The organism is Uliginosibacterium sediminicola, assembly GCF_039631295.1.
GTDB lineage: Bacteria > Pseudomonadota > Gammaproteobacteria > Burkholderiales > Rhodocyclaceae > Viridibacterium > Viridibacterium sediminicola.
This window is the reverse complement of record NZ_JBDIVE010000001.1, coordinates 187421-209546: the sequence shown is the minus strand read 5'-3', so window position 1 is coordinate 209546 and position 22126 is coordinate 187421. Positions and strand designations below refer to the sequence as shown.

The 22126-nt window shown below is 61.4% G+C and carries 19 protein-coding genes, 1 pseudogene and 1 riboswitch; of the genes and pseudogenes, 11 read left to right on the top strand and 9 right to left on the bottom strand.

Annotation, left to right across the window (positions count from 1 at the left end; all coding sequences use genetic code 11):
• The first annotated feature begins 1 nt into the window (after position 1).
• Genes ABDB84_RS01015 through ABDB84_RS00990 form a run of 6 tightly spaced genes read left to right on the top strand, consistent with a single transcriptional unit; the run spans position 2 to position 5466 of the window.
• Positions 2-898 (top strand): ABC transporter permease, encoded by an 897-nt coding sequence (locus ABDB84_RS01015; RefSeq protein ID WP_345917802.1) that lies wholly within the window; start codon positions 2-4, stop codon positions 896-898.
• Between the two features lie 10 nt (positions 899-908).
• On the top strand, positions 909-1754 hold the full coding sequence (locus ABDB84_RS01010; protein ID WP_345917801.1) for an ABC transporter ATP-binding protein: 846 nt from the start codon (positions 909-911) through the stop codon (positions 1752-1754).
• An 11-nt stretch (positions 1755-1765) separates the two neighbouring features.
• On the top strand, positions 1766-2566 hold the full coding sequence (locus ABDB84_RS01005; RefSeq protein ID WP_345917800.1) for an ABC transporter ATP-binding protein: 801 nt from the start codon (positions 1766-1768) through the stop codon (positions 2564-2566).
• Between the two features lie 21 nt (positions 2567-2587).
• On the top strand, positions 2588-3388 hold the full coding sequence (locus ABDB84_RS01000; RefSeq protein WP_345918353.1) for an aldolase/citrate lyase family protein: 801 nt from the start codon (positions 2588-2590) through the stop codon (positions 3386-3388).
• Between the two features lie 51 nt (positions 3389-3439).
• Positions 3440-4324: a 2-hydroxy-3-oxopropionate reductase gene (locus ABDB84_RS00995; protein WP_345917799.1), complete on the top strand. Its 885-nt coding sequence runs from the start codon at positions 3440-3442 to the stop codon at positions 4322-4324.
• 50 nt (positions 4325-4374) lie between these two features.
• The gene (locus tag ABDB84_RS00990) at positions 4375-5466 is read left to right on the top strand and encodes a lactonase family protein (RefSeq protein ID WP_345917798.1); all 1092 of its coding nucleotides are present in this window, start codon (positions 4375-4377) and stop codon (positions 5464-5466) included.
• Between the two features lie 59 nt (positions 5467-5525).
• Here the strand turns inward: ABDB84_RS00990 and ABDB84_RS00985 are convergent, their stop codons facing one another.
• Positions 5526-5816, bottom strand: coding sequence for a putative quinol monooxygenase (locus ABDB84_RS00985; protein WP_345917797.1), 291 nt, complete (start codon positions 5814-5816; stop codon positions 5526-5528).
• A gap of 206 nt (positions 5817-6022) precedes the next feature.
• Here ABDB84_RS00985 and ABDB84_RS00980 point away from each other — a divergent pair, with 206 nt between their 5' ends.
• Positions 6023-6871 (top strand): putative RNA methyltransferase, encoded by an 849-nt coding sequence (locus ABDB84_RS00980; RefSeq protein ID WP_345917796.1) that lies wholly within the window; start codon positions 6023-6025, stop codon positions 6869-6871.
• A gap of 13 nt (positions 6872-6884) precedes the next feature.
• Here ABDB84_RS00980 and ABDB84_RS00975 read toward each other — a convergent pair whose 3' ends face one another.
• On the bottom strand, positions 6885-8408 hold the full coding sequence (locus tag ABDB84_RS00975; protein ID WP_345917795.1) for a hypothetical protein: 1524 nt from the start codon (positions 8406-8408) through the stop codon (positions 6885-6887).
• Positions 8409-8772: 364 nt separating this feature from the next.
• Positions 8773-10419: a rhamnogalacturonan acetylesterase gene (locus tag ABDB84_RS00970; RefSeq protein WP_345918352.1), complete on the bottom strand. Its 1647-nt coding sequence runs from the start codon at positions 10417-10419 to the stop codon at positions 8773-8775.
• A gap of 4 nt (positions 10420-10423) precedes the next feature.
• On the opposite strand from ABDB84_RS00970, the gene ABDB84_RS00965 reads away from it, so the two are divergent.
• Together ABDB84_RS00965 and ABDB84_RS00960 are read left to right on the top strand one after the other, a co-directional pair.
• On the top strand, positions 10424-10822 hold the full coding sequence (locus tag ABDB84_RS00965) for a hypothetical protein (RefSeq protein ID WP_345917794.1): 399 nt from the start codon (positions 10424-10426) through the stop codon (positions 10820-10822).
• 209 nt (positions 10823-11031) lie between these two features.
• Positions 11032-11793, top strand: a complete 762-nt coding sequence (locus ABDB84_RS00960) for a Crp/Fnr family transcriptional regulator (protein ID WP_345917793.1) — start codon at positions 11032-11034, stop codon at positions 11791-11793.
• A gap of 532 nt (positions 11794-12325) precedes the next feature.
• Here ABDB84_RS00960 and ABDB84_RS00955 read toward each other — a convergent pair.
• Complete coding sequence (locus ABDB84_RS00955) at positions 12326-12550, bottom strand: DUF2798 domain-containing protein (RefSeq protein WP_345917792.1); 225 nt, start codon at positions 12548-12550, stop codon at positions 12326-12328.
• A gap of 61 nt (positions 12551-12611) precedes the next feature.
• Complete coding sequence (locus tag ABDB84_RS00950) at positions 12612-13124, bottom strand: DUF2938 domain-containing protein (protein ID WP_345917791.1); 513 nt, start codon at positions 13122-13124, stop codon at positions 12612-12614.
• A 79-nt stretch (positions 13125-13203) separates the two neighbouring features.
• Here ABDB84_RS00950 and ABDB84_RS00945 point away from each other — a divergent pair, with 79 nt between their 5' ends.
• Complete coding sequence (locus ABDB84_RS00945) at positions 13204-13641, top strand: helix-turn-helix domain-containing protein (RefSeq protein ID WP_345917790.1); 438 nt, start codon at positions 13204-13206, stop codon at positions 13639-13641.
• 110 nt (positions 13642-13751) lie between these two features.
• Here ABDB84_RS00945 and ABDB84_RS00940 read toward each other — a convergent pair whose 3' ends face one another.
• The 4 genes and pseudogenes from ABDB84_RS00940 to metH all read right to left on the bottom strand — a co-directional run bounded on the left by ABDB84_RS00940 (position 13752) and on the right by metH (position 20479).
• Complete coding sequence (locus ABDB84_RS00940) at positions 13752-14768, bottom strand: restriction endonuclease (RefSeq protein WP_345917789.1); 1017 nt, start codon at positions 14766-14768, stop codon at positions 13752-13754.
• A 322-nt stretch (positions 14769-15090) separates the two neighbouring features.
• Positions 15091-15336 (bottom strand): annotated as a pseudogene (locus tag ABDB84_RS00935) (vitamin B12 dependent-methionine synthase activation domain-containing protein); the annotation flags it as partial.
• A gap of 2 nt (positions 15337-15338) precedes the next feature.
• On the bottom strand, positions 15339-16688 hold the full coding sequence (locus ABDB84_RS00930; RefSeq protein WP_345917788.1) for a Fic family protein: 1350 nt from the start codon (positions 16686-16688) through the stop codon (positions 15339-15341).
• 101 nt (positions 16689-16789) lie between these two features.
• On the bottom strand, positions 16790-20479 hold the full coding sequence (gene metH, locus ABDB84_RS00925; protein ID WP_345917787.1) for a methionine synthase: 3690 nt from the start codon (positions 20477-20479) through the stop codon (positions 16790-16792).
• A 105-nt stretch (positions 20480-20584) separates the two neighbouring features.
• Positions 20585-20695, bottom strand: a riboswitch (S-adenosyl-L-homocysteine riboswitch).
• A gap of 237 nt (positions 20696-20932) precedes the next feature.
• Here metH and ABDB84_RS00920 point away from each other — a divergent pair.
• Positions 20933-22036 (top strand): branched-chain amino acid ABC transporter substrate-binding protein, encoded by a 1104-nt coding sequence (locus ABDB84_RS00920; RefSeq protein WP_345917786.1) that lies wholly within the window; start codon positions 20933-20935, stop codon positions 22034-22036.
• Positions 22037-22126 lie beyond the last annotated feature (90 nt).

Below are 22126 nucleotides of genomic sequence, written 5' to 3'. Positions count from 1 at the left end.
CATGAATGCTCCAAAAGTTGCCAATGACAATGGCGCGCCGCAGTCTTCGCTGCAGGCGCTGCGCCAGAACGTCGCTCAGGGCTTGCGCAAGCTGCTGCGCAATCCGCTCTCCTGTGCCGGCCTGGTGGTCATCCTTGCCTTGCTGCTGGTGGCCGCGGCGGCGCCCTGGGTGGCGACGCACAACCCGCTGACGCAAGACCTCTACAACACGCTCAAGGCGCCGAGTGCCGAGCACTGGTTCGGCACCGACGAATATGGCCGCGACATTTTCAGCCGCCTCGTGTATGGCTCGCGCGTCACGCTCTACATCATCTCCCTGGTGACCATCATCGTCGGTCCGGTGGGCCTGGCGGTCGGCGTAGTGTCGGGCTACTTCGGTGGCTGGGTGGATACGGTGTTCATGCGCGTCACCGACATTTTCGTGTCCTTCCCCGGCCTGGTGCTGGCGCTGGCCTTCGTCGCCGCCCTCGGGCCGGGGCTGGATCACGCGGTGATCGCCATCGCGCTGACCGCCTGGCCGCCGATTGCGCGTCTGGCGCGTGCCGAGACGCTGTCGCTGCGGCGTGCCGATTACATCGTGGCGGTGCAGCTGCAAGGCGCTTCCAGCTTGCGCATCCTGCTGCGTCACGTCACGCCGATGTGTTTGTCATCTGTGGTGGTGCGTCTGACGATGAACATGGCCGGCATCATCCTCACCGCCGCCGGGCTGGGCTTTCTGGGTCTTGGTGCGCAACCGCCGATTCCCGAGTGGGGCGCGATGATCTCGGCGGGCCGCCGCTACATGCTCGAATGCTGGTGGCTGGTTGCCATGCCCGGCGCAGCGATCATGCTGGTGAGTCTGGCCTTCAATCTCTTTGGTGACGGCATGCGCGACGTGCTGGACCCGCGCAGCGAATAAGGAGCAGGGCATGAATCAAGACAAGCATCTGCTGCAGGTCGAAGACTTGCGGGTGAGCTTCAAGAGCGGTGGCAGCCTGGTCGATGCGGTGCGTGGCGTGTCCTTCAATCTGGGGCGCGAGAAGCTCGCCATCGTCGGTGAATCCGGTTCGGGCAAATCCACCGTGGGCCGTGCGCTGTTGCGTCTGCATCCGCAGAGTGCGCGCATCAGCGCGACCCACATGCGCTTTGGTGATATCGATCTGCTGGCCTGCCCGGAGCGCGCCATGCAGGACATCCGTGGCCGCCGCATCTCGATGATCATGCAGGACCCGAAGTACTCGCTGAACCCGGTGATGCGTGTCGGCGAGCAGATTGCCGAGGCCTATCTGGCGCATCACAAGGTGTCAAAGCGCGAGGCGGAGCAGCGCACGCTGGCGATGCTCGAGGCGGTGCGCATCCGCGAGCCTTTGCGCGTGGCGCGCATGTATCCGCACGAGGTTTCGGGCGGCATGGGCCAGCGCATCATGATCGCGATGATGCTGATCACCGAGCCGGAGATCGTCATTGCCGACGAGCCGACTTCGGCGCTGGATGTCTCGGTGCGCCTGCAAGTACTGGCCACTCTTGATGATCTGGTCAGCCAGCGCGGTCTGGGCCTGATCTTCATCAGCCACGATCTGAACCTCGTGCGCAGCTTCTGCGACCGCGTGCTGGTGATGTATGCCGGACGGGTGGTCGAGGCGATTGCCGCGGCGGATCTGGACAAAGCGCAACACCCCTACACACAAGGCCTGCTCGCTGCGCTGCCCAGCGTGGATCAGCGTCGTCCGCGTCTGCCGGTGTTGCAGCGCGACCAAGCCTGGCTGACGGCCTGAGGAGAAACAGCATGGCAATGATTGCAGTCGATACACTCAACCTCAGCTTCGGCGAAGGTGCCGCAGCCAACCAGGTCTTGCATGACGTCAGTTTCGACGTCGCAGAAGGCGAGGCGTTCGGCCTGGTCGGCGAATCCGGTTCGGGCAAGACCACCGTGCTGCGCTGTCTCGCCGGTCAATACACACACTGGAGCGGGCGCCTCACCATCAATGGCGAAGCGCTGGGCCGCACGCTGGACAAAGCGCGCTGCCGCAAGCTGCAGATGGTCTTCCAGGACCCTTACGGTTCCCTGCATCCGCGTCACACGGTGGAAACCGCGCTGGCCGAGCCCCTGGCGATCCACGGCATCAGCGATGCGAGCCGGCGCATTGACGCGATCCTCATCAAGGTCGGTTTGCCGACGAGTTTTCGCTACCGCTATCCGCACCAGCTCTCGGGCGGGCAACGGCAGCGTGTGGCGATTGCGCGTGCGCTGATTCTTGAGCCGCGCATCCTGCTGCTCGACGAACCGACCTCGGCGCTCGACGTGTCGGTGCAGGCTGAAATCCTCAACCTGCTCGCCGAGCTGCGCGAGCGTGAAGGCCTCACCTATCTGCTGGTCACCCACGACCTGGGTGTGGTGGCGCATCTGTGCGAACGCGTCGCGGTGATGCAGCAGGGCCGCATCGTCGATCTGGTCGACAGTGCCGGTCTTGCCGGCGCAGCGCCCGAGCATCCCTATACCCGCATGCTGGTTGAAGCCAGCCGTCACTACAGCCGCGAGATGGCTGAACACGGCGCGGCCGACCTCAATGCTGTTGCCACCGTCTGAGCAAGGAGCCTCATCGTGGAAATGATTCCCAACCGTTTCAAGCGCGGCTTGCGCAGCGGGCAATTGCAGATCGGCCTGTGGTCACATCTGTCCAATCACGTCAGTACCGAGGTGATTGGCGGCGCCGGTTTTGACTGGATCGTGCTTGATGCCGAACACTCGCCGAATGAAACCTTCCTGCTTCACCAGCAGCTGCAGGCACTGAGCGACGGCGGCAGCAGTGCCGTGGTGCGTGTCGCCTGGAATGACAAAGTGCTGATCAAGCGAGTGCTCGACCTCGGCGCGCAAACCCTGCTGATTCCGCAGGTGCAGAACGCGCAGGAAGCTGCCGAAGCGGTGGCGGCCACGCGCTATCCGGCAGACGGTGGAGTGCGCGGCTTCACCGGCCTGTCGCGCGCCTCGCGCTTTGGCCGTATCAAGGACTACCACCAACGCGCTGCCGAGGAGCTGTGCGTGATCGTGCAGGTCGAAACCGGCGAAGCGCTGGCGCAAATCGAAGCGATTGCGGCGGTCGAGGGCGTCGATGGCATCTTCATCGGCCCCGGCGATCTGTCCGCCGCACTGGGGCACATCGGTAACCCCGGCCACCCCGAAGTGCAGCGCGCGATTGCCGATGCCATTGCACGCATCCGCGCGGCCGGCAAGCCGGCCGGCATTCTCACCGGCGACGAAGCGCAGGCACGTCAGTACATCGCCTGGGGCTGCGCCTTCACCGCCGTCGGTGCCGACATCGCCTTGCTGGCACGCGCTTCGGAGCAGCTGGCTGCGCGCTTCGCACCGCTCAAGGCCAATTTTGCTCAGGCACATGGCGAGGCGGCTTGAGCCGGCTTTTCAAGAACGTATTCCACTACAGACTGGATTCAGGAGCAGGACATGGAAAAAATCGGATTCATCGGCCTTGGCATCATGGGTACGCCGATGGCCTCTCACCTCATCGCGGCCGGCTATCCCGCGTACTTGCACACTTTGAGTGAAGTGCCGCAAGCGCTGATCGATGCCGGTGGCATCGCCTGCGCCTCGCCTGCCGAGGTCGCTGCGCAGGCCGACATCATCATCCTGATGGTGCCGGACACGCCGCATGTCGAAGCCGTGCTGTTCGGCGAGCAAGGTGTGGCCAGCGCGCTCACGGCGGGCAAGCTGGTGGTGGACATGAGTTCCATCTCGCCGGTGGCGACCAAGGAATTTGCGCAAAAGATCGCCGCGCTGGGCGCCGATTACGTCGATGCGCCGGTGTCGGGTGGCGATGTCGGCGCCAAGGCAGCAACCCTGACCATCATGTGTGGCGGCAAGGAAGCCGCCTTCGAGCGCGCCCGTCCGCTGTTCGAGAAGCTGGGCAAGAACATCACTCTGGTGGGCGAGGTCGGTGCCGGCCAGATCACCAAGGTAGCCAATCAGATCATCGTCGCGCTGACCATCGAGGCGGTCGGCGAAGCGCTGCTGCTCGCTTCCAAGGCTGGTGCTGATCCGGCCCGTGTGCGCCAGGCGCTGATGGGCGGCTTTGCCAATTCGCGCATTCTCGAAGTGCATGGCGAACGCATGATCAAGCGTAATTTCGCGCCGGGCTTCCGCATCGCCCTGCATCAGAAGGATCTCAATCTTGCGCTGTCCACCGCGCGCGCGCTGGGCATCTCGCTGCCCAACACGGCCACGGCGCAAGAGCTGTTCAATAGCTGTGCCGCACATGGCGGCGAAGCCTGGGATCACTCCGGCATGGTGCGTGCGCTGGAGCTGATGGCCAATTTCGAGATCGGCCAGTAAGCCGACAGTCGTTCCTTGCGCGTCTACCCATTACCTCACAAAGGAGAATCATGTCTGGCACACCTGTCTTGCTGCGCTTCTCGTCAGTCCTCGCCTTGAGCATCGTGGCAGCCTTGTCGGCGTCCTCTGCCGTGGCGGCGAGTTTTGTCTATGTCTCCAATGCGGAAAGCCAGGACATCTCAGTGTTCGCGCTCGATGCGCAGGGCGCACTCAGTCCCTTGCAGACGCAGCCGGTCGGCGGCACCGTGATGCCGATGCATGTGGCGGCCGACAAGCAGCGCCTGTATGCGGCGCTGCGCTCGCGCCCCTATCGCGTCGTAACGCTGAAAATCGATGCCAAGAGCGGGCTGCTCAGCGAGCAGGGCGCAACACCGCTGCCGGACAACATGGCCAATATCGCGCTCGACCGCAGTGGTCGCTTCCTGTTTGCCGCTTCGTATGGCGGCAACAAGCTGAGTGTGAGTCCGCTTGACGAGCGGGGTGTGCCATTGCCGGCGACGCAAATCGTGGCGACCGGTCCGATGGCCCACCAGGTCAGCGCTGATCCGCGAAATCGCCATGTGTATGCTAGCGTGTTGGGCGCGGATCAGCTGATGCGCCTGGATTTCGATGCGCAGAAAGGCGTGTTGCAGCCCGCAGCCAGCCCGGCGCTGCAACTGCCGGGCGGAGCGGGGCCGCGTCACTTCGTCTTCGCGCCCAAGCTGCCACTGATTTACCTGCTCGGCGAACTCGATGGGCGTCTGCATGTGCTCTCGCGCAATGCGGACACCGGCGAGGCACGGCTGCTGCAATCGCTCAGCGTGGTGCCGCCGGGGGTCGAAGGCAAGCTGGCGGCGGCCGATCTGCACCTCACGCCGGACGGGCAGTTCCTCTACGCCTCCGAACGCACATCGAGCAGCTTGTCGGGCTTTCGCGTCGATCCTGTGAGTGGCTTGCTGAGCTTGATCGGACAGTGGCCGACTGAGACGCAGCCGCGCGGCTTCAACATCTCTCCCGATGGCAAGTACTTGCTCGCCGTTGGGCAGAAGTCGCATCAACTCAGTGTGTACCGCATCGAAGCCGGCAGCGGTCAGCTGAGCAGCCTTGGCCGCTACGCCACCGGCAAAGGCCCCAACTGGGTGGAGATCATTGACCTGCCTTGAGCCGTGTTGAAGCGACACGCGCTCAATTTGTGCCCACTCCGGTGGGCTTTTTTTTCGTCTCAGACCAGGGGCGAGAGCTTGCTGATCTGCAGCTCGGCGATGCCATCGAGCGCCTTGGCCAGGGCGAGGAAGGCTGGCGCCTGGGCATGTGCCACCAGGGCCGCACCGTCACGCCAGCGCTCGACCATGACAAAGCGATTGGCGTCGGCGAGGTCGCGATGCAGCACATACTGCTCGCAGCCCGGCTCTTCGCGCACCTGGGGCACGGCCTTGCGCAAGGCAAGCTCGACGGTCTCGGCATGCTCGGCTTGGGTGGTAATGGTGGCGACAATGGCGATAGGGCTGTTCATGAATGCTCCTGCGAATGGTTTGGGCTGATCTGGCCGTGCTGGCGCGGTCACCCGGGGAAGTCACTATACGCGCCGTCCGCCGCCGCAGTTTTGTTGGCGCGCAGGGTGCGTCGATCTTAATCGCGCGGCCAAGACAGGGGCGCCTTTTCGGCTAACATCTGGCGCACTGTCCGTATCACCGGTCTCCACTCATAGAAGCACGCTCGATGGCCATCACTCCGTTTCAGGCGCTCGCCTGTCCGCTCGACAACAAAGCATTGCGCCGCCAAGGCGCGAGCTGGAGGTGTGCTGACGGGCATTGCTTTGACATTGCCAGTCAGGGCTATACCAATCTGCTGCCGGTGCAAAAGAAGCGTTCGCTCGATCCCGGCGACAGCAAGGAGATGGTCGCCGCGCGCCGTCGCTATCTCAGCGCCGGCCACTATGCGCCGATTGCCGATGCAGTCAGTCGCGCCGTGCTGGCCGATCACACTGCAGGCCAGACGCTCAGCGGCCTCGATGCCGGGTGTGGCGAAGGCTACTACCTGCGCCAGCTCGCTAGCGCGGCTCTGCGCGAAGATCGATCATTGTCGCTACTCGGTCTGGATATTTCGAAATGGGCCGTGCAGGCGGCGGCCAAGCAGGACAAGCAGACAGCCTGGGTTGTCGGCAGCAATGCGGCGTTACCGGTGCTGCCCGCCACAGTCGATTGCCTGCTGTGCATGTTCGGCTTCCCGGTGTATGCCGAATTCGCGCGCGTACTCAAACCCGGCGGCGTGCTGCTGCAAGTCGACGCCGGGCCGGACCATCTGCGCGAATTGCGCGAAGTCATCTACCCTACCCTGAAACCCGCCCGCAGCGAAGAAGCCGCCGCGCCGGCTGGCTTCACGCGCTTGTCCAGAGAAATCGTTTCATGTCGTGTGGATATCGCAGGCGCTGAACAGATCGCCGACCTGCTCAGCATGACCCCGCACCTCTACCGCGCCACCGCCGAAGGCCGCGCCAGAGCCGCGGCGCTGACGGAAATATCACTGACGGTGGATGTGCTCGTCAGCCGCTTTGCGCGCATGGGCTAAATGGCTTGGCGTCTTAAGAGCCCGTCACAGAAATGGCGTACTCGCTCAGCTTTTCCTTCACCTTGCGGCCATTGTCTGTCATCGGGAATTGCACTCCGATCGTGGCCCCAGCGGGCGCCTGGAATGATGCCGCCAGACTTGCTGGCGCCACGCGCGTTGAGAGCTTGGCCTCGTAATACACTTTGGCCGTGTCCGAGAGGACAATCATGTCAAGCTTTGCGCTCTTCTTCGTCCAGCCACGCGAGAACACCCCGGCCGCGTCGTCGTCGTTGTACCAGAACAACTGCAGCGAAACCTCATTTGTGGCCAACCAATCCGTCGTCAGCGCCCACTTCGAAGCATTCGCTGCATTGAGCTTCGTGGCACTGGCATTCACCGCCGCCAGCGTTTTGCTGTTGGTGACCACACTCTGCTTTACCGTGCTCGCTGCCGCTGCATTGGGCGCGCCAAAGGCCTGACTCTGGAAGCTGACCAATGCTCCGCTTGTTGCAATGGCTCCTTCCAGAACCGGCATCAAAGCAGGCGCATACTTCGCCAAAGGATTCGCCAGGGTGGCTTTCAAGGATTTCAATGCGGTAAGCGCACTCGACTTCAGCGACTTTTTCACCTGTATTTTCGGTACTGCCAGGCTGATGTAACGCAACTGGCAATTGCTGCTCGTCGTCGCGCAACTGATGTTGAAATTGACCTCCAGCGCGCTTTCCAGCTTCGTCGCCAGCGCCCCGATCGGGTTCTTCGTGCCGGCGCTAACCAGAGCACTCACACTGAAGTTCACGCGGCCCGCGTTGTATTTCTCCAGCGCATTGCTCATCGCGCTCGCGCCACCCCACACAAAGGGGAAGGTAATCGCCGTGTTCTGCTTGAGTTCCATCAAGCCAAGCGCTGTCGGGATTGGCACTGCCAGCTCTTCGGCCAAGACCTTCGCGCCCAGTGACCAGGAAAAATACGCTCCGTCCGGCACCGCAAACGGCAAGATGGCTTTCAACTGCGGGCCATAGCTCGTGCTGCTGACAATCCCTGCAGTAGTCGGATCAAATGCCGCCACGCTACTGCCGGCCTTGTGCCAATTGCTCAGCACCGCCTGGCTGATCGTCCACAGCTTTTTTCCGCCCGCAGCGGCACCAAACGGATCCGTCGCGCTCGGCGTTCCCAGAAAATCATTCACCGCCACGCGCGCAGCCTCCGCCGCATCGGGAACCGAATACGTCGCCACCTTGGGCAGGGCGCTTGCCGCATAGGTCGTCATCCACAAATCCGGATCGGCCAATTTGTCCGCATCACTCAAGGCCTGCATGCCTTCTGCCTGCAAAGCGGACTTCGTGGCATTCATGGCCGCATTAAACTCTGCAGCCGCTTTGGCTGCTGCGGCTTCTGCCGCCGCTTTCGCCGCCGCCGCAGCCGCAGCGGCCTCCTCCGCCGCTTTGGCAGCGGCAGCCGCAGCAGCCTCCTTCGCCTTGCACGGGAGGTCAAACCGGGAACACGCCTGAGAGAGCGGCGCAAACCCTGCCAGCACCGCCACCAATACAATACTTCGCATTTTTACCCGCATGTTCGAGCCCCCTGGACAAAGTTAGCGCCAAAAATGGACGCATCGCACTTTTGCAGCGCTGCGTTACAGACATGCAGGCCTTGTCAGGGCAGGGCGGGCCAAGCGTCGAAAAGGGGCGGCATCAAATCATTCGCCGTGGGGATATTCAAATCGTCATCTACGAAGGGGTCGCGCCGCATCAGATCGTCGTGAAGCGCTGAGGGCTTGCATGGTTTGCTCAGGGGGCTGCTGTGCGAATCCCCCTGGGTGCTGATGCGCACTTTATCCGGCACCCGCCAGGACATGGTTTCTTGCAGGAGCTGACGAAAAAGGCCGGGACTCGCCCGGCCTTGAATCAATAGCGCTGCAATGCCTATTGCACCGTTCCCTGGATCGTCATGTTGGCAATCGAGAGGAATTTATTCGTCGAGGTGGAATCCTTGTAATACGGATAGATCCTGACCGATAGCGTCTTGCCTGATGTTACGGGGATTGTCAGCCCGGAGTACGGGTACTGGTTCATCACGTAGCCCGCCGAGCTGGTGTTGGACGGCGGATTGACCTTGCTTGCCAGCGTAGTTGATGTCGCGAATCCATCGGTCGAATACAGGATGTCAACGTACACCCCCGAGCCGCCGCTGCCCCCGAAGTACGACGAGATCGTGGTTACCGTGAGCGTCCCGGAGCTTGGCGCCACCAGGAATTCGATGTAACGCGTACTGTCGGCTGCAGCAATGCCCGTTGCAGTGTAGCGATTGACTGTGTAGTTCGTGCTGTTGATGGTCCCCGTGGTGGTCGACGAAGAGGTGATGCTGGCAGACACCACCGCGTCGCTCACCGTCGCCAGTCCGGTCGCGCTGCCGCTGAGCGATGCGTTCATCATCGCCCACAGGCCGGACGAATCCGTTCCGGTCAGCGCAGCCAGCCCCTTACCACTGACAGCCACCGCACCCATCGAGCTTGCTCCAAGTGTGATCGCGATCGAGCCGCTGTAGCTCTGTGCTGCCGTGGGCGCAAACTGCACATACACAGTCTTGGTGAAGGCGCTGCCGGTATAGCTCACATCGAGCGAAGTGCTCCAGCTCGTCTGATCCGTCGAAAGCTTGAAACCGCTCGGTGCAGTCAGCGTCACCGTGCCCGCAGCCGGCGAAAGATCCATACCGGCAAGATTGAAGAACTGCGAACTCGTGTTGTTGGCATAGGTGTCAGAGAAGCTCACCGTCGACGCACTCGTCACCACCTGGGGATTGCTGAGCATATAACTGCTCAGCACGCCATTGGTCTTGAGCCCATCGACCGCCATCTTCGCCACCAGCGTGGCATAGAGGCCGTTAAGGTGCGTGTCGTCCGGATAGAACAGATACGGCGTTACCACTGCAGCGCTGCCATAGGCCTCGACCACGGACTTTGTACCGGCGGTGATATCGACGATTGGGACATTGTATTTTGTTGCTACCGCCTTCATCGCTGCAGGATAGTTGCCACGCGGATTCGCCTCGGTGCCTTTCTTGACCGCACTCAGATCGTGCTGCCCCTCAGCAGTCACCACGCCAGCGCTCATGTAGCGGCGCACAACGGAGGTCATCAGAACAGGAATGCCGCCCTTGGCGCGCACCTCCGTCACATAACGCTTGAGGAACTGGTAATACGAGTGCTCCTCGCGCGTTGTCGTCGTATCAACCACATCGCTTCCGCCGGTGCAATTCTCGCCGTCGGTCACGGTCGAATCGCTGCAGATCGCGTAAGTGCCATAAGTCGCGTAGGGCCCGGTTGATGTTGTGTCCCCGTACTTCTGGTCATTGTGACCAAACTGGATGATCACGTAATCGCCGCTCTGGATGGCCGCCTTGGCCACATCCCACATGCCCGATTCATAGTAGAAGCTGCGCGAGCTACGACCACCCGCAGCCCAGTTCTTGATCGTCACATTGTTATTGAAGAATGGCGCAAACTTCTCGCCCCAGCCGTACTGCGGACGTCGATCTGCCGTATAGGTGGTCATCGTCGAGTCACCAATCATATGAATGGTGACCGCCGCCGTTCCCGATGCGCTGCTCACACTCGCGCTGCTGCTTGCATTGGCGCTTGAACTTGAACTTGAGCTTGCGCTTGAACTAGCCGCCGAGCCCGCGCTTGAACTCGACGTACTGGCCGTGCCATCGCTGCTGCTGCCACCGCACGCCGATAGCGTTACGGCCAATACAGTGGCGCCAAGAAGCCTCCACCATAATCCCTTTTGCATTTCATGCATCATGTCTTCCTCCAGGTGTGCACAGTTTTTTCCGCAAGCGGCCTGTTTCTTTTCACACCCTAAGGAGATTCCATTGGCTTGTCTTGATCGCAATTGTGCTTTTTACGCCAGAGCCCATTCTTTGCACACAGACAAAGATGAAGGAGAAAAATACGGCTGCTACGCCAGGTAGGGCTGAACGCCTCCGGAGCTTCCGCCCAATGACGGGTTCCTGCGTGCGCGGTGGCTGGCTTCGCGCCCCCAGCGGGTCTGCACAGGCGAGACTTTGCGGGCGGGCAGGGCGCTTATGTGTGCTAGCGCACCGAGCCGCATGGCAATGCCCTGTAAGGTCCAAGGGTTTCGGCCTTCCATTGCTGAAGGCCGGCTTACCAAGGTATTGCCATGTCTGTACGTCCCGAGCCAAGCCAGAATCATTTGCTGGCGGCTTTGTCGCCTGAAGTGCAGGGGCGGCTGTTCCCGCATCTGGAACTCGTGCCCCTGCCTCTGCGCGCAGTCTTGTATGAATCCGGGCGTGCGATGCGCCACGTCTATTTCCCGACCGACTCCATCGTCTCCTTGCAGTACGTCATGGAGAGTGGCGAATCCACGGCCATCCTGGTGGTCGGCAACGAGGGCCTGCTGGGCATCACCCTGTTCATGGGCGGTGAGAGCACGCCCAGCCGCTCCCTGGTGCAGAGCGCCGGTTACGCCTACCGCTTGCCGCGCGCACGGGTGAAAGAAGAATTCCAGCGCCACGGCCAATTGCTGGTCCTGATGCTGCGCTACACCCAGGCGCTGATCACCCAGATCGCGCAGACTGCAGTCTGCAACCGCCACCACTCGATAGACCAGCAGCTGTGCCGCTGGCTGCTGCTGTCGATGGATCGTCTGTCACACAACCACCTGACGATGACGCAGGAATTCATCGCCAGCATGCTCGGCGTGCGTCGCGAGGGCGTCACCCAGGCCGCGCTGAAGCTGCGCGAACTCGGCGCCATCTCCTACGGACGCGGATCCATCCGCGTGCTCGACCGCGCCAAGCTCGAAGCCCTCAGCTGCGAATGCTACGAAGTAGTCAAAAAGGAAACCGACCTCCTGCTCCCCTACCTGCCACAGCGGCAGCTGATCAAGGATGCGGGCAGTATTCCTGTTGTGAAGCTTTGAGGGCTTGCGTGGCGTCGTCGCGCGGTGGCTTATAAGGCGCGCCGGAAAAACGATGTGTCGCTTTGCCAACCCAGCTCACGCCCTCAGCCGCCTGACGATGCCGAGCCAACTGGCAGACGGTCGTCGTCGACACAGGCTTCGTATTTCAGGCTTTATCTATTCATGTATCCATTCGCACATCTATTCAAGGCGAAGCCTCTTGCCCGGAAACTCTCCGAGTGATGCGTGCCAGCGGGTCATCTAACCCATTGAAGATGCGGGTTTATGTCAGTTGGCGCCACCGCTCTTGGGACCAGGATGGGCGAAGAGATAGCGCGAATGGGCATATCACTATCTATTCATGGACTCTGTGAAGCTGACAGGACTATTCAGCCTGCGCTTCGCGCCCTGCGTGGCGGCGCTGGAAGCGCATGTCGAGTTGGCCGCGCAGAAGATTGCACGGTTGGGGTAGGGTGGGTTCGGAGCGCAGCGACAACCCTCCGTAGTGAGTGATCGGAAAGCGGTGGCTTGCTGCGCGGATCCACCTTACGCGCTACGCGGTCAGTCGCCCGACAATGCGTCGCACCCAGGGTGCAACGATGGCTACCGTCGGGAACGCTACCGGCCAAGTCGTGAGGCAGCTTCTCAGCCACTGAGCAGGCAAACCAGCGTGGATGCCCTGCGAGACGACCAGTACGAAGGCCGACACGATGCAGACCATGATGGCCGACAGCAAGGCGCTGAAGAGGATGGGGGCGAAGCGGGAAGGAATGCGCATGACATGATCCTGTACGTGGGGGAAAAGTTTGTAGCGTGGGTCCGGTGAGCCCGCGCGTCGTTCAGACGAAGAGGGGCTGCAGACGCTGCACCGCGCAGCTCGAGAGATACAGCCCGACACCAAACACCAGATGCGAGATAAGGCTATGCAGGCGCGCCGCATTCGGGCGCGGCGTGCGCGATGCTGCGATGCCTGCGCCCATGCCCGGTTGCATTAGCAGGAAAGGCGCTGCGAGCGTCACGAGGCTCACCAGCAGTGCTGGCACAAGACGCGGCGCGTGCAACCAGTCCGTCCCGTAGGTGAGTACCAGCAAGCTCGCGAAGCTGATGCCGGTCAGGTAGTGCGCCGTCCAGCCAATCAGTCCCTCATGCCGCATGGGCTCTGATTTGGCGATGCCTGTGTGGTGAAAGCGTCCGCGCGGCATCCAGGCCAGCCAGCGACCAACGAGGCCATAGTCCGGCGCGGGCACGCCCAGCAGCGGGTGGCGGATGACGCCCCACACATCCATCAGCGCCGTGGCGCCGATGCCGGTGAGCACGGTGGCGAACAGGTCGCCGAGCAATACCTTGTCCATGAATCTCTCCAAAGCTGGCCTCCGTGAGGCTGTAGTGCTAGCTTAGGAGTTCAAGTCAACTTGAGGTCAAGGGCTTTGTATGGATATTTCGGAAGTCGCCAAGGCGTCAGGCGTGCCTGCCTCGACACTGCGTTTCTATGAAGAGAAAGGCCTCATCGTCTCCGTCGGTCGTCGCGGCCTGCGCCGCCTCTTCAACCCTGACGTGCTCGAACGCCTTGCACTCATCGCCCTCGGCCGTGCCTCCGGCCTCTCGCTCGACGAGATCGCGCAGATGTTCGCGCCCGATGGCGCCCCCCGGATCGACCGAGCCCTGCTGCGCACCAAGGCCGACGAGCTGGACCGCAACATCCGTCGCCTCACCGCAATGCGCGACGGCCTGCGCCACGCTGCTGCGTGCAAGGCGCCCAGTCATATGGAATGCCCGACCTTCAGGCGCTTGCTGGGCCTGGCTGCGGTGGGGGCCGTGGTCAGTCCGGACAAGGTGCCCGCGCGCGTTGCACGGCGTCAGAAGACGTGAAGGTGTAGGCTGGGCTCGTAGCGACAACCCGCCGTCATGAGTAATCGGAAAGCGGTGGGTTGCTTCGCGAACCCACCCTACGATTGGGGCACGCATTCCGGGTTACGGCCTTAGGAACTTGAGCGTCGGACGATTCCAGTTCCTGGTGTGCGGAGTGTGGTTAACCATTCGGCAACTTTATTGCCGTCAACTTCTTGGATTGGATATCCCCTTGCTTCGATAGTTTTCTTTGCTCCTTTTGCAAGGGAGGAGGTTGTGACGATTACGCCCCATGCTGCATTTTCATGCATCACATCTGCGTAAAGACCTTTCACAACTACTTTCTCAATTTTGTCCCGTTGGCGTTTGCATTGAACAATATGTAGTTGTCCGACGCCCTGTCCGTTTTCCTCTGGTCTCCAAACTCGAATATCAACTCCGTCGTCATTTTGTCCTGGCCCAAGCTCCACCTTGTAACCGATTCGATGAAAATACTCAGCAATGAGCTCTTCAAATCTACGCCAGTGCATTTCATATAGTTGAGCGACATTTGCGGCGAGGTAGTCGATAAATCTCTGGTCAATGAATTCGCCATGGTTTGCCTTGTTGGATGGCCGTTCGTACAAACCATCCAGTGGAATTACATCATCCCACTGGACGTATCTTTCGGATGTGTAGGGGCTTAGTTCATTGATTCGCTGATGCATGTCAAAAATCTCCATCATCGCTAAGCCGCCTTGTGGGCCAAGTTTCTTTCTCGCGGCTTCGATAATGGGAAAAGGATCAATGGGGCCGACGTTGTCCAGTCTGGAGAATAGGCTCTGCGTTTGTATCTTTGTCAGGGTGGTAACAAACTGCTCCCCATGTTTTTGCTTTAGCTGATCTAGCAAGTCATAAAGGTCAAATATTCCGTTGTGCCTCGTATCGGTATGCCCAATTCTTTCGAGCAGGGTGAAGAATAGATTTTCATATTCCTCAGCACGGACGCGAACCATCCGCTCTTCAGACTCGAGCACGATATCGGGATACCTCGTCCCTTCGAGGAGATCGCATAGATTACGAAGAGAGGCGGCAATACCGGCCTTGTATCCAACAAGCTCGTGTAAACAGTCGGCTAATCTTCCCGCTGGAAACCAGATTGCACCCATAAGTGACCTCGAAAGGATTACGTGCTCCAGATGTTCCGGTCTTGTGGAACGCTAGTTGTTCCGTCGTATTGTCCCACCAAGCCTACATTAGCCGCCTGTTCGCATAGCGCCTAGGCGGAACTCCTTGGAGGGGCCGCCGAGATGGTTGGCACTCGCCTCCCAATTACTAAACACGGCTGAGCACTACCATTGCATCAATGTACGCGTGAAGTCGCCTTCTGGTGGCTGGCGCAGTCTCCGGAGTAGTTTAGCCCTACGACTATCCGCACCCGATGTAAAACGGGCCGCAATCGCGGCCCGTTTCATTCCTCCTGCGAAGACATCACAACAACGGCGCCAACCACCGCTTGGCCTCACCTTCACTGAACCCCGCGCGCTGCGCCCAATCCTTCATCTGGTCGTCCGCAATCTTGCTCACGGCGAAGTACTGCGCCTCGGGGTGGGCGAGGTAGAAGCCTGACACGGCCGCTGCCGGGTTCATGGCGAAGGTTTCGGTGAGTTCCAGACCAATCGCTTCGGTCGGGTTGATCAGCTTGAACAGCTCGCCCTTGGCCGTGTGGTCCTGGCACCTTAAAGCTGCTGATCCGCAAGGCTCTTGATGCGCGCTTGCAGGTCTGCGGCCGGGTAGAACTCATAGGCATTGCCGCGCTTGCTCTTGATGAGCAGGCCGAGGGATTCGAGGTCGAGCAGGTCGGCGCGTGCAGTTTGATACACCACACCGTGCGTGTTCTGGTGCGCGTCGATGCGAATGGCATCTTGGGGGTGCTTGAGGGCGCTGGTCAGGATGGCGATCTGGCGATGATTCAGGCGGAAGCGCAAAAACGGTGTTTCTCGCGCAAGCATGTTTTCGGTGGCCTGCCGTTCAGCGGTTTTGAGCGCGATGTATTCGTGCAGCGCTGCAATCGCGCGGCGGATGGTGCTGAGCTGGTGGATCAGGAAGTAGGTGGTGTCGCCGTGATCGGTTTCGGTGTGCAGGTAGGCGCGCACGTAGCGGGCCGGCGCTTTCTTGATGATGTGCGAGATGGAGACGAACTCCATCAGCCAGTAGCCGCTGCGGGCCATGGCCCAGTAGAACAACGCACGTGCGGTGCGGCCATTGCCGTCCACGAAGGGGTGGTCGTAGCCGATCATGAAGTGCAGCAGGATCGCGCGCAGCACGGGATGCACGAACGGGGTGCTGTGTTCGCTTGCGTTGGCGAATGCGCATAGCGTTTCGAGGCGCTGCGGCAGCTCACTGAAGCCTGGCGGGGTATGCAGTATGTCGCCATTGCGCTGGTCGACGACTTCAACATCGTTACTGCTCCGCAGGCGACCTGCGTCGTCGGGGTTGTCGAGCGTGTCGACGGTGAGGATACGGTGCAGTTCGAGGATGTGCTGCGGTGTGATGGGCTCGTTGCGTAGTTCGCGCAGATGTTCCATCGCGTGATAGTTGTTGAAGATCATCTGCTCGCTGTGGTCGCGGGGCGCTCGTCCTTCGCGCAACATGGCTGCCGCGACCTTGCGCGTGGTGGCCGCGCCTTCGAGTTGGCTGGACGTGATGGCTTCCTCGATCAGCGAGGCGAGTAGATAGCGCTGCTTGTTCTCATGGATCGGCGCGCCTTCCGGTGCGCGGATCTGGCCTGCTGCATCGCGGTCGATGTGATGCAGGTCGATCAGGACGGGCTGTGGCGTGGCGAAGCGGAAGGGGCGCCCGAGTTTGTCGTTGAGCGGGAGTTCGCACAGCAGGGGGAGGCGGCCCAGGCAGGTCGCGCCCCACCATTGTTCATGGTCGAGGCCTTCCGGGGGGGAGCGATAGCGCAGTTCCTCCTGATGGAGATAGCGGCCGGCCGGCAAGGGATTCGCGTGCTGGGCAAGCAGTCCCAGGGTTTCGGGCTTGCTGAGCAGCGCTTCAAACGAAGGGGTGATGCGGGGAATGCGCATGCCGGTTTCTACTAATCATGATATTGATTAGTAGAAATTAGCACGGCCCTTCTAGTGAAGTCTACTAATCTGAACTAAAAATAGTAAACGCTACAAGTGGCCTAAAGCAAAGGCGCCAGCCAACGCTTCGCCTCCGCCTCACTGAACCCCGCGCGCTGAGCCCAGTCCTTCATCTGGTCGTCCGCAATCTTGCTCACGGCGAAGTAGTGCGCTTCGGGGTGGGCGAGGTAGAAGCCTGAAACGGCCGCCGCCGGATTCATGGCGAAGGTTTCGGTGAGTTCCAGGCCGATGGCTTCCGTCGGGTTGATCAGCTTGAACAGCTCGCCCTTGGCGGTGTGATCCGGGCAGGCCGGGTAGCCGGGGGCGGGGCGAATGCCCTGGTATTTCTCGGCGATCATTTCGTCGTTGCTCAGTGCTTCGTCGGGCGCGTAAGCCCAGTATTCCTTGCGCACGCGCTGGTGCAGCCATTCGGCGGCGGCTTCGGCGAAGCGGTCGGCGATGGCCTTGAGCATGATGGCGTGGTAATCGTCGTGCTGCGCTTCGTATTCGGCGACGCGCTTCTCCAGGTTACGGCCGGCGCTCACGGCGAAGGCGCCGATCCAGTCGGGCGTGCCGCTGTCGGCATCCGCAATGAAGTCGCTGAGGCAGTAGTTGGGTTTGCCTGCGGGGCGCTCGTGTTGCTGGCGCAAGCCGTGCCATTGCGCGACGACTTCGCCGCGTGATTCGTCACCATAGATGAGCACCGTGTCGTTCTGCGCCGCAGCGGGGAAGAGGCCGAAGACGGCGTGCACTTCGATCCAGCGCTGATCAATCGCCGTCTTGAGCATCTTCTGCGCGTCCTTGAAGACATTGGTCGCGGTCTCGCCGACGACCTTATCCGTGAGGATCGCGGGGTAGGGGCCGGCGAGGTCCCAGGTCTGGAAGAAGGGGCCCCAGTCGATGTACTCGGCGAGCGTAGCGAGGTCGATATTGCGCAGGCGCTGGATGCCGGGGCGCGAGGGTTTCGCGGGAACGTAACTCGCGTCGGCATTCCACTTGAACTTGTTGGCGCGTGCTGCTTCCAGGCTGACGAGCTTCACGCCGGCCTTGGCTGCGTGCTGCTGGCGCACCTTCTCGTAGTCGGCTGCGATCTCGGCGACGAAGCTGGCTCGGCCGTCGATGCTGAGCAAGCTGGTGACCACGCCTACGGCGCGCGAGGCGTCGGGCACGTACACAATCGGCTGCTCGTAGTGCGGCGCGATCTTGATTGCGGTGTGGGCACGGCTGGTGGTGGCGCCACCGATCAGCAGCGGAATGTCGAAGCCCTGGCGCTGCATTTCGCTGGCGACAAAGCTCATCTCTTCGAGCGAGGGCGTGATCAGGCCGGACAGGCCGATGACCTGTGCGCCGTGTTCCTTGGCGGCGTGCAAAATCTTCTCGGTCGGCACCATCACGCCGAGGTCGATGACTTCGTAGCCATTGCAGCTCAAGACCACGCCGACGATGTTCTTGCCGATGTCATGCACGTCGCCCTTCACCGTGGCCATGATGATCTTGCCCTTGCCGGCGGCGCCGGTGCGCTTCTTCTCTTCCTCGATATAGGGGATCAGATGCGCGACGGCGGATTTCATGACGCGGGCGGATTTCACCACCTGCGGCAGGAACATCTTGCCCGCGCCGAACAGATCGCCGACCACGGCCATGCCGGCCATCAGCGGGCCTTCGATGACGGCCAGCGGCGGCTTGCCCTCACTCAGCAGCTTGGCGCGGACTTCCTCGGTGTCTTCGACGACGAATTGCGTGATGCCTTTGACCAGCGCGTGCGACAAGCGTTCTTCGACCGGCCATTCGCGCCAGGCAAGATCCTGCACGTTTTCCTTGGCTTGTCCCTTCACGGTTTGCGCGAACTCGACAAGGCGTTCGCCTGCTTCGGGATGACGATTCAATACAACGTCTTCGACCTTCTCGCGCAGCACCGGGTCGAGGTCGTCATACACGCCGAGCTGACCGGCGTTGACGATGCCCATGCTGAGGCCCGCCTTGATGGCGTGGTAGAGGAAGACGGTGTGAATCGCCTCGCGCACCGGGTCGTTGCCACGGAAGCTGAAGCTCACGTTGGACACACCGCCGCTGGTTTTGGCGTAGGGCAGGTTGGTGTGAATCCAGCGCACGGCTTCGATGAAGTCGACGGCGTAGTTGTTGTGCTCTTCGATGCCGGTGGCGATGGCGAAGATGTTGGCGTCGAAGATGATGTCTTCCGGCGGGAAGCCAATCGTCATCAGCAGATCGTAGGCGCGCTGGCAGATCTCGATCTTGCGCTGGTAGGTGTCGGCCTGGCCCTTCTCGTCGAAGGCCATCACCACCGCTGCCGCGCCGTAGCGCATGCACAGCTTAGCGTGATGCAGGAAGGCGGCTTCGCCTTCCTTCATCGAGATGGAATTGACGATGCCCTTACCCTGAATGCACTGCAGGCCGACTTCGATCACCTCCCATTTGGAGGAGTCGATCATGATCGGCACCTTGCTGATGTCCGGCTCGGAGGCGATGAGCTTCAAGAAGCGCTCCATCGCTGCCTTCGAATCGAGCATGGCTTCGTCCATGTTGATGTCGATGACCTGGGCGCCGTTCTCGACCTGCTGGCGCGCGACGGCGAGTGCGTCGTCGAAGCGGCCTTCGAGAATCATGCGCGCGAAGGCCTTGGAGCCGGTGACATTGTTGCGCTCGCCGACGTTCACAAACAGGCTGTCCTTGCCGATCGTGAAGGACTCCAGGCCGGAGAGGCGCTGGCGCACTTCGATGTCGGGGATCACGCGTGGCTTGATGTTCGCCACGACATCAGCCACCGCCTTGATGTGCGCGGGCGTGGTGCCGCAGCAGCCGCCGACGATATTGAGGAAGCCAGACTCGGCCCACTCCTTGATGTCGCCCGCGAGCTGCTCGGGCGTTTCGTCGTAGCCGGTGGGGGCGAGCGGATTCGGCAGGCCGGCGTTCGGGTGGGCCGAGATGTAGGTGTTGGCGACGCCGGAAATCTCGGCGACGTACTGGCGCAGTTCCTTGGCGCCCAGCGCGCAGTTGAGGCCGAAGCTGATCGGCTTGGCGTGAGCCAGCGAGTTCCAGAAAGCGGTGGCGGTCTGACCGGACAAGGTGCGGCCCGAAGCATCGGTGATGGTGCCGGAGATCATGATCGGAAGCCGACGGCCGAGGTCCTCGAACAGCTTCTGCACCGCATACACGGCGACCTTGGCGTTGAGCGTGTCGAACACCGTCTCGATCAGCAAGAGATCCGCGCCGCCTTCCATCAGGCCCTTGGCGGACTGGTAGTAGTCCTCGGCCAGCGCTTCAAAACTGATGTTGCGGAAGCCGGGGTCGTTGACGTCCGGCGAGATCGACAGGGTGCGCGAGGTCGGGCCGATGACGCCAGCGCAAAAGCGCGGCTTGGCCGGGTTTTTCGCGGTGTATTCATCACAGATCTCACGCACGAGCCTGGCACCCGCGACGTTGAGTTCGTAGGCAACTTCTTCGAGACCGTATTCGGCTTGCGAGACGCGCGTGGCGTTGAAGGTGTTGGTTTCGATGATGTCTGCGCCTGCGTCGAGGTAGGCGCGGTGCACTTCGCCGATGACCTCGGGTTTGGTGAGCAGGAGCAGGTCGTTATTGCCCTTGAGGTCGCGCGGGAAGTCCGCAAAGCGTGTGCCGCGATAGTCCGCCTCGCCGAGCTTGTACTGCTGGATCATGGTGCCCATGCCGCCGTCGAGGACGAGGATGCGTTCGGCGAGGAGCTGCTTGAGTTCTGTCGTGCGGTCGGCTTGCATGGGTATCTCCGGGCGTTGCATTCAGCGCTCAGGCAGACCGGCAAGGGTGTGGGGCCACAGGTGGCGTATGACAGGCTCACCGGCAATCCACACATGATCTGCATGAAGCGGTGAGCGCCGTTGAATCAGGCCGTCGCACAGCTTGGTGCGGCGGGGTCCGAGCCTGGGGTGGGGCCGCATGATCGATCGGCCTGCCTCGCAGCGCTCCTCGGACAGATGCGCATTCTACCTTTGCAGGCCTGGCGATGCCAGTTTTTGCAGCACCCGTGGGTGCCGCGTGCATACAGTTGGTGCTGGATCAAGAGTGGGCGCCGCAAATTGCGCGATGCTGCGGTGATCGACGTTCTGTTCATGCCGCAATTTCTGTAACATCCCTCTGCAGGTTTCAGCTCGGGGGCACGCAGGAGCTAGGCGGGTCTATCCGGACTTCAATTGTGTGTTGCGGAGGTGTTCATGAAGAAAACCATTATTGCTTTATCCGTACTGGCGATGGGCGCGGCGCAGGCCGAAGACCTGATCGTCAAGATTGGTAGTTCGGCGCCGCTCACCGGTGCTCAGGCGCATCTGGGCAAGGACACCGAAAACGGTGTGCGTCTGGCGATCGAGGACTACAACGCCAAAGGCGTGACGATTGCTGGCAAGAAAGTGAAGTTCGAGCTGGTCGGTGAAGACGACCAGGCTGACCCCAAGCAAGGCACTGCTGTCGCGCAACGCCTCGTTGATGCAGGCGTGAAGGGCGTTGTCGGGCACATGAATTCCGGCACCACGATTCCCGCTTCGCGCATTTACAACCAGGCCGGCATCGTCATGATCTCGCCCTCGGCTACCAATCCAGCACTGACCCAGCAAGGTTTCGAGAACGTCTTCCGCGTCATGGCGCATGACGGCAAGCAAGGCCCGGCGGCCGCCAAGTTCGCGCTCAGCAAGCTGGGCAAGAAGGTCGCCGTGATCGACGACCGCTCGGCCTACGGCCAGGGGCTCGCCGATGAGTTCGACAAGGCCGTCAAGGCTGGCGGTGGCACGGTGACGACGCGTGAATTCACGACCGACAAGGCAACCGACTTCCTGACCATTCTCACCAAGGTCAAGGCGCAGAACCCCGAGGTCATTTTCTTCGGCGGCATGGACCCGCAAGGCGGGCCGATGGCCAAGCAGATCAAGCAGCTGGGCATCAAGGCCACCTTCCTGATGGGGGACGGTGGGTGTACGCCCGAGCTGATCAAGCTCGCGGGCGATTCGATCACCGAAGGCAGTGCTTACTGCACCCAGCCTGGCGTGCCGCTGGATCAGATGACCCAGTTCCGTACGCGCTTCAAGAAGCGCTTTGATGCCGAGGTGCAGGCTTACTCGCCCTACGCCTACGATGCCGCTTCGGCGATCATCGAATCGATGAAGGCGGCAGGCTCGGTGGAGCCGGCCAAGTATTTGCCGGCGCTCAAGAAAATCCAGTTCAAGGGCGTCACCAGCACCATCAAGTTCGATGAGAAGGGCGATCTGAAGGACGGCGTGGTCACCGTCTACACGCTCAAGGCAGGCAAGTGGGAGCCGCTCAAGTAAGCGGTTTCAACGAGGGAAATGGCGCGGCATTGGTCGCGCCATTTTTTTGAGAGCAGCTTTCATCCACCCTTATTTTTCCGGGCTCGCTTC

Excerpts from the sequence above, each read along its gene's own strand:
- ABDB84_RS00985 (WP_345917797.1), bottom strand. The coding sequence starts at position 5,816 with ATGAACAGCCCTATCGCCATTGTCGCCACCATTACCACCCAAGCCGAG.
- ABDB84_RS00955 (WP_345917792.1), bottom strand. The coding sequence starts at position 12,550 with ATGCGCATTCCTTCCCGCTTCGCCCCCATCCTCTTCAGCGCCTTGCTG.
- ABDB84_RS00975 (WP_345917795.1), bottom strand. The coding sequence starts at position 8,408 with ATGCGAAGTATTGTATTGGTGGCGGTGCTGGCAGGGTTTGCGCCGCTC.
- ABDB84_RS01000 (WP_345918353.1), top strand. The coding sequence starts at position 2,588 with ATGATTCCCAACCGTTTCAAGCGCGGCTTGCGCAGCGGGCAATTGCAG.
- ABDB84_RS00980 (WP_345917796.1), top strand. The coding sequence starts at position 6,023 with ATGGCCATCACTCCGTTTCAGGCGCTCGCCTGTCCGCTCGACAACAAA.
- metH (WP_345917787.1), bottom strand. The coding sequence starts at position 20,479 with ATGCAAGCCGACCGCACGACAGAACTCAAGCAGCTCCTCGCCGAACGC.
- ABDB84_RS00920 (WP_345917786.1), top strand. The coding sequence starts at position 20,933 with ATGAAGAAAACCATTATTGCTTTATCCGTACTGGCGATGGGCGCGGCG.
- ABDB84_RS00995 (WP_345917799.1), top strand. The coding sequence starts at position 3,440 with ATGGAAAAAATCGGATTCATCGGCCTTGGCATCATGGGTACGCCGATG.
- ABDB84_RS01010 (WP_345917801.1), top strand. The coding sequence starts at position 909 with ATGAATCAAGACAAGCATCTGCTGCAGGTCGAAGACTTGCGGGTGAGC.
- ABDB84_RS00945 (WP_345917790.1), top strand. The coding sequence starts at position 13,204 with ATGGATATTTCGGAAGTCGCCAAGGCGTCAGGCGTGCCTGCCTCGACA.
- ABDB84_RS00940 (WP_345917789.1), bottom strand. The coding sequence starts at position 14,768 with ATGGGTGCAATCTGGTTTCCAGCGGGAAGATTAGCCGACTGTTTACAC.
- ABDB84_RS00990 (WP_345917798.1), top strand. The coding sequence starts at position 4,375 with ATGTCTGGCACACCTGTCTTGCTGCGCTTCTCGTCAGTCCTCGCCTTG.
- ABDB84_RS01015 (WP_345917802.1), top strand. The coding sequence starts at position 2 with ATGAATGCTCCAAAAGTTGCCAATGACAATGGCGCGCCGCAGTCTTCG.
- ABDB84_RS00960 (WP_345917793.1), top strand. The coding sequence starts at position 11,032 with ATGTCTGTACGTCCCGAGCCAAGCCAGAATCATTTGCTGGCGGCTTTG.
- ABDB84_RS00950 (WP_345917791.1), bottom strand. The coding sequence starts at position 13,124 with ATGGACAAGGTATTGCTCGGCGACCTGTTCGCCACCGTGCTCACCGGC.
- ABDB84_RS00930 (WP_345917788.1), bottom strand. The coding sequence starts at position 16,688 with ATGCGCATTCCCCGCATCACCCCTTCGTTTGAAGCGCTGCTCAGCAAG.
- ABDB84_RS00965 (WP_345917794.1), top strand. The coding sequence starts at position 10,424 with ATGGTGACCGCCGCCGTTCCCGATGCGCTGCTCACACTCGCGCTGCTG.
- ABDB84_RS00970 (WP_345918352.1), bottom strand. The coding sequence starts at position 10,419 with ATGATTGGTGACTCGACGATGACCACCTATACGGCAGATCGACGTCCG.
- ABDB84_RS01005 (WP_345917800.1), top strand. The coding sequence starts at position 1,766 with ATGGCAATGATTGCAGTCGATACACTCAACCTCAGCTTCGGCGAAGGT.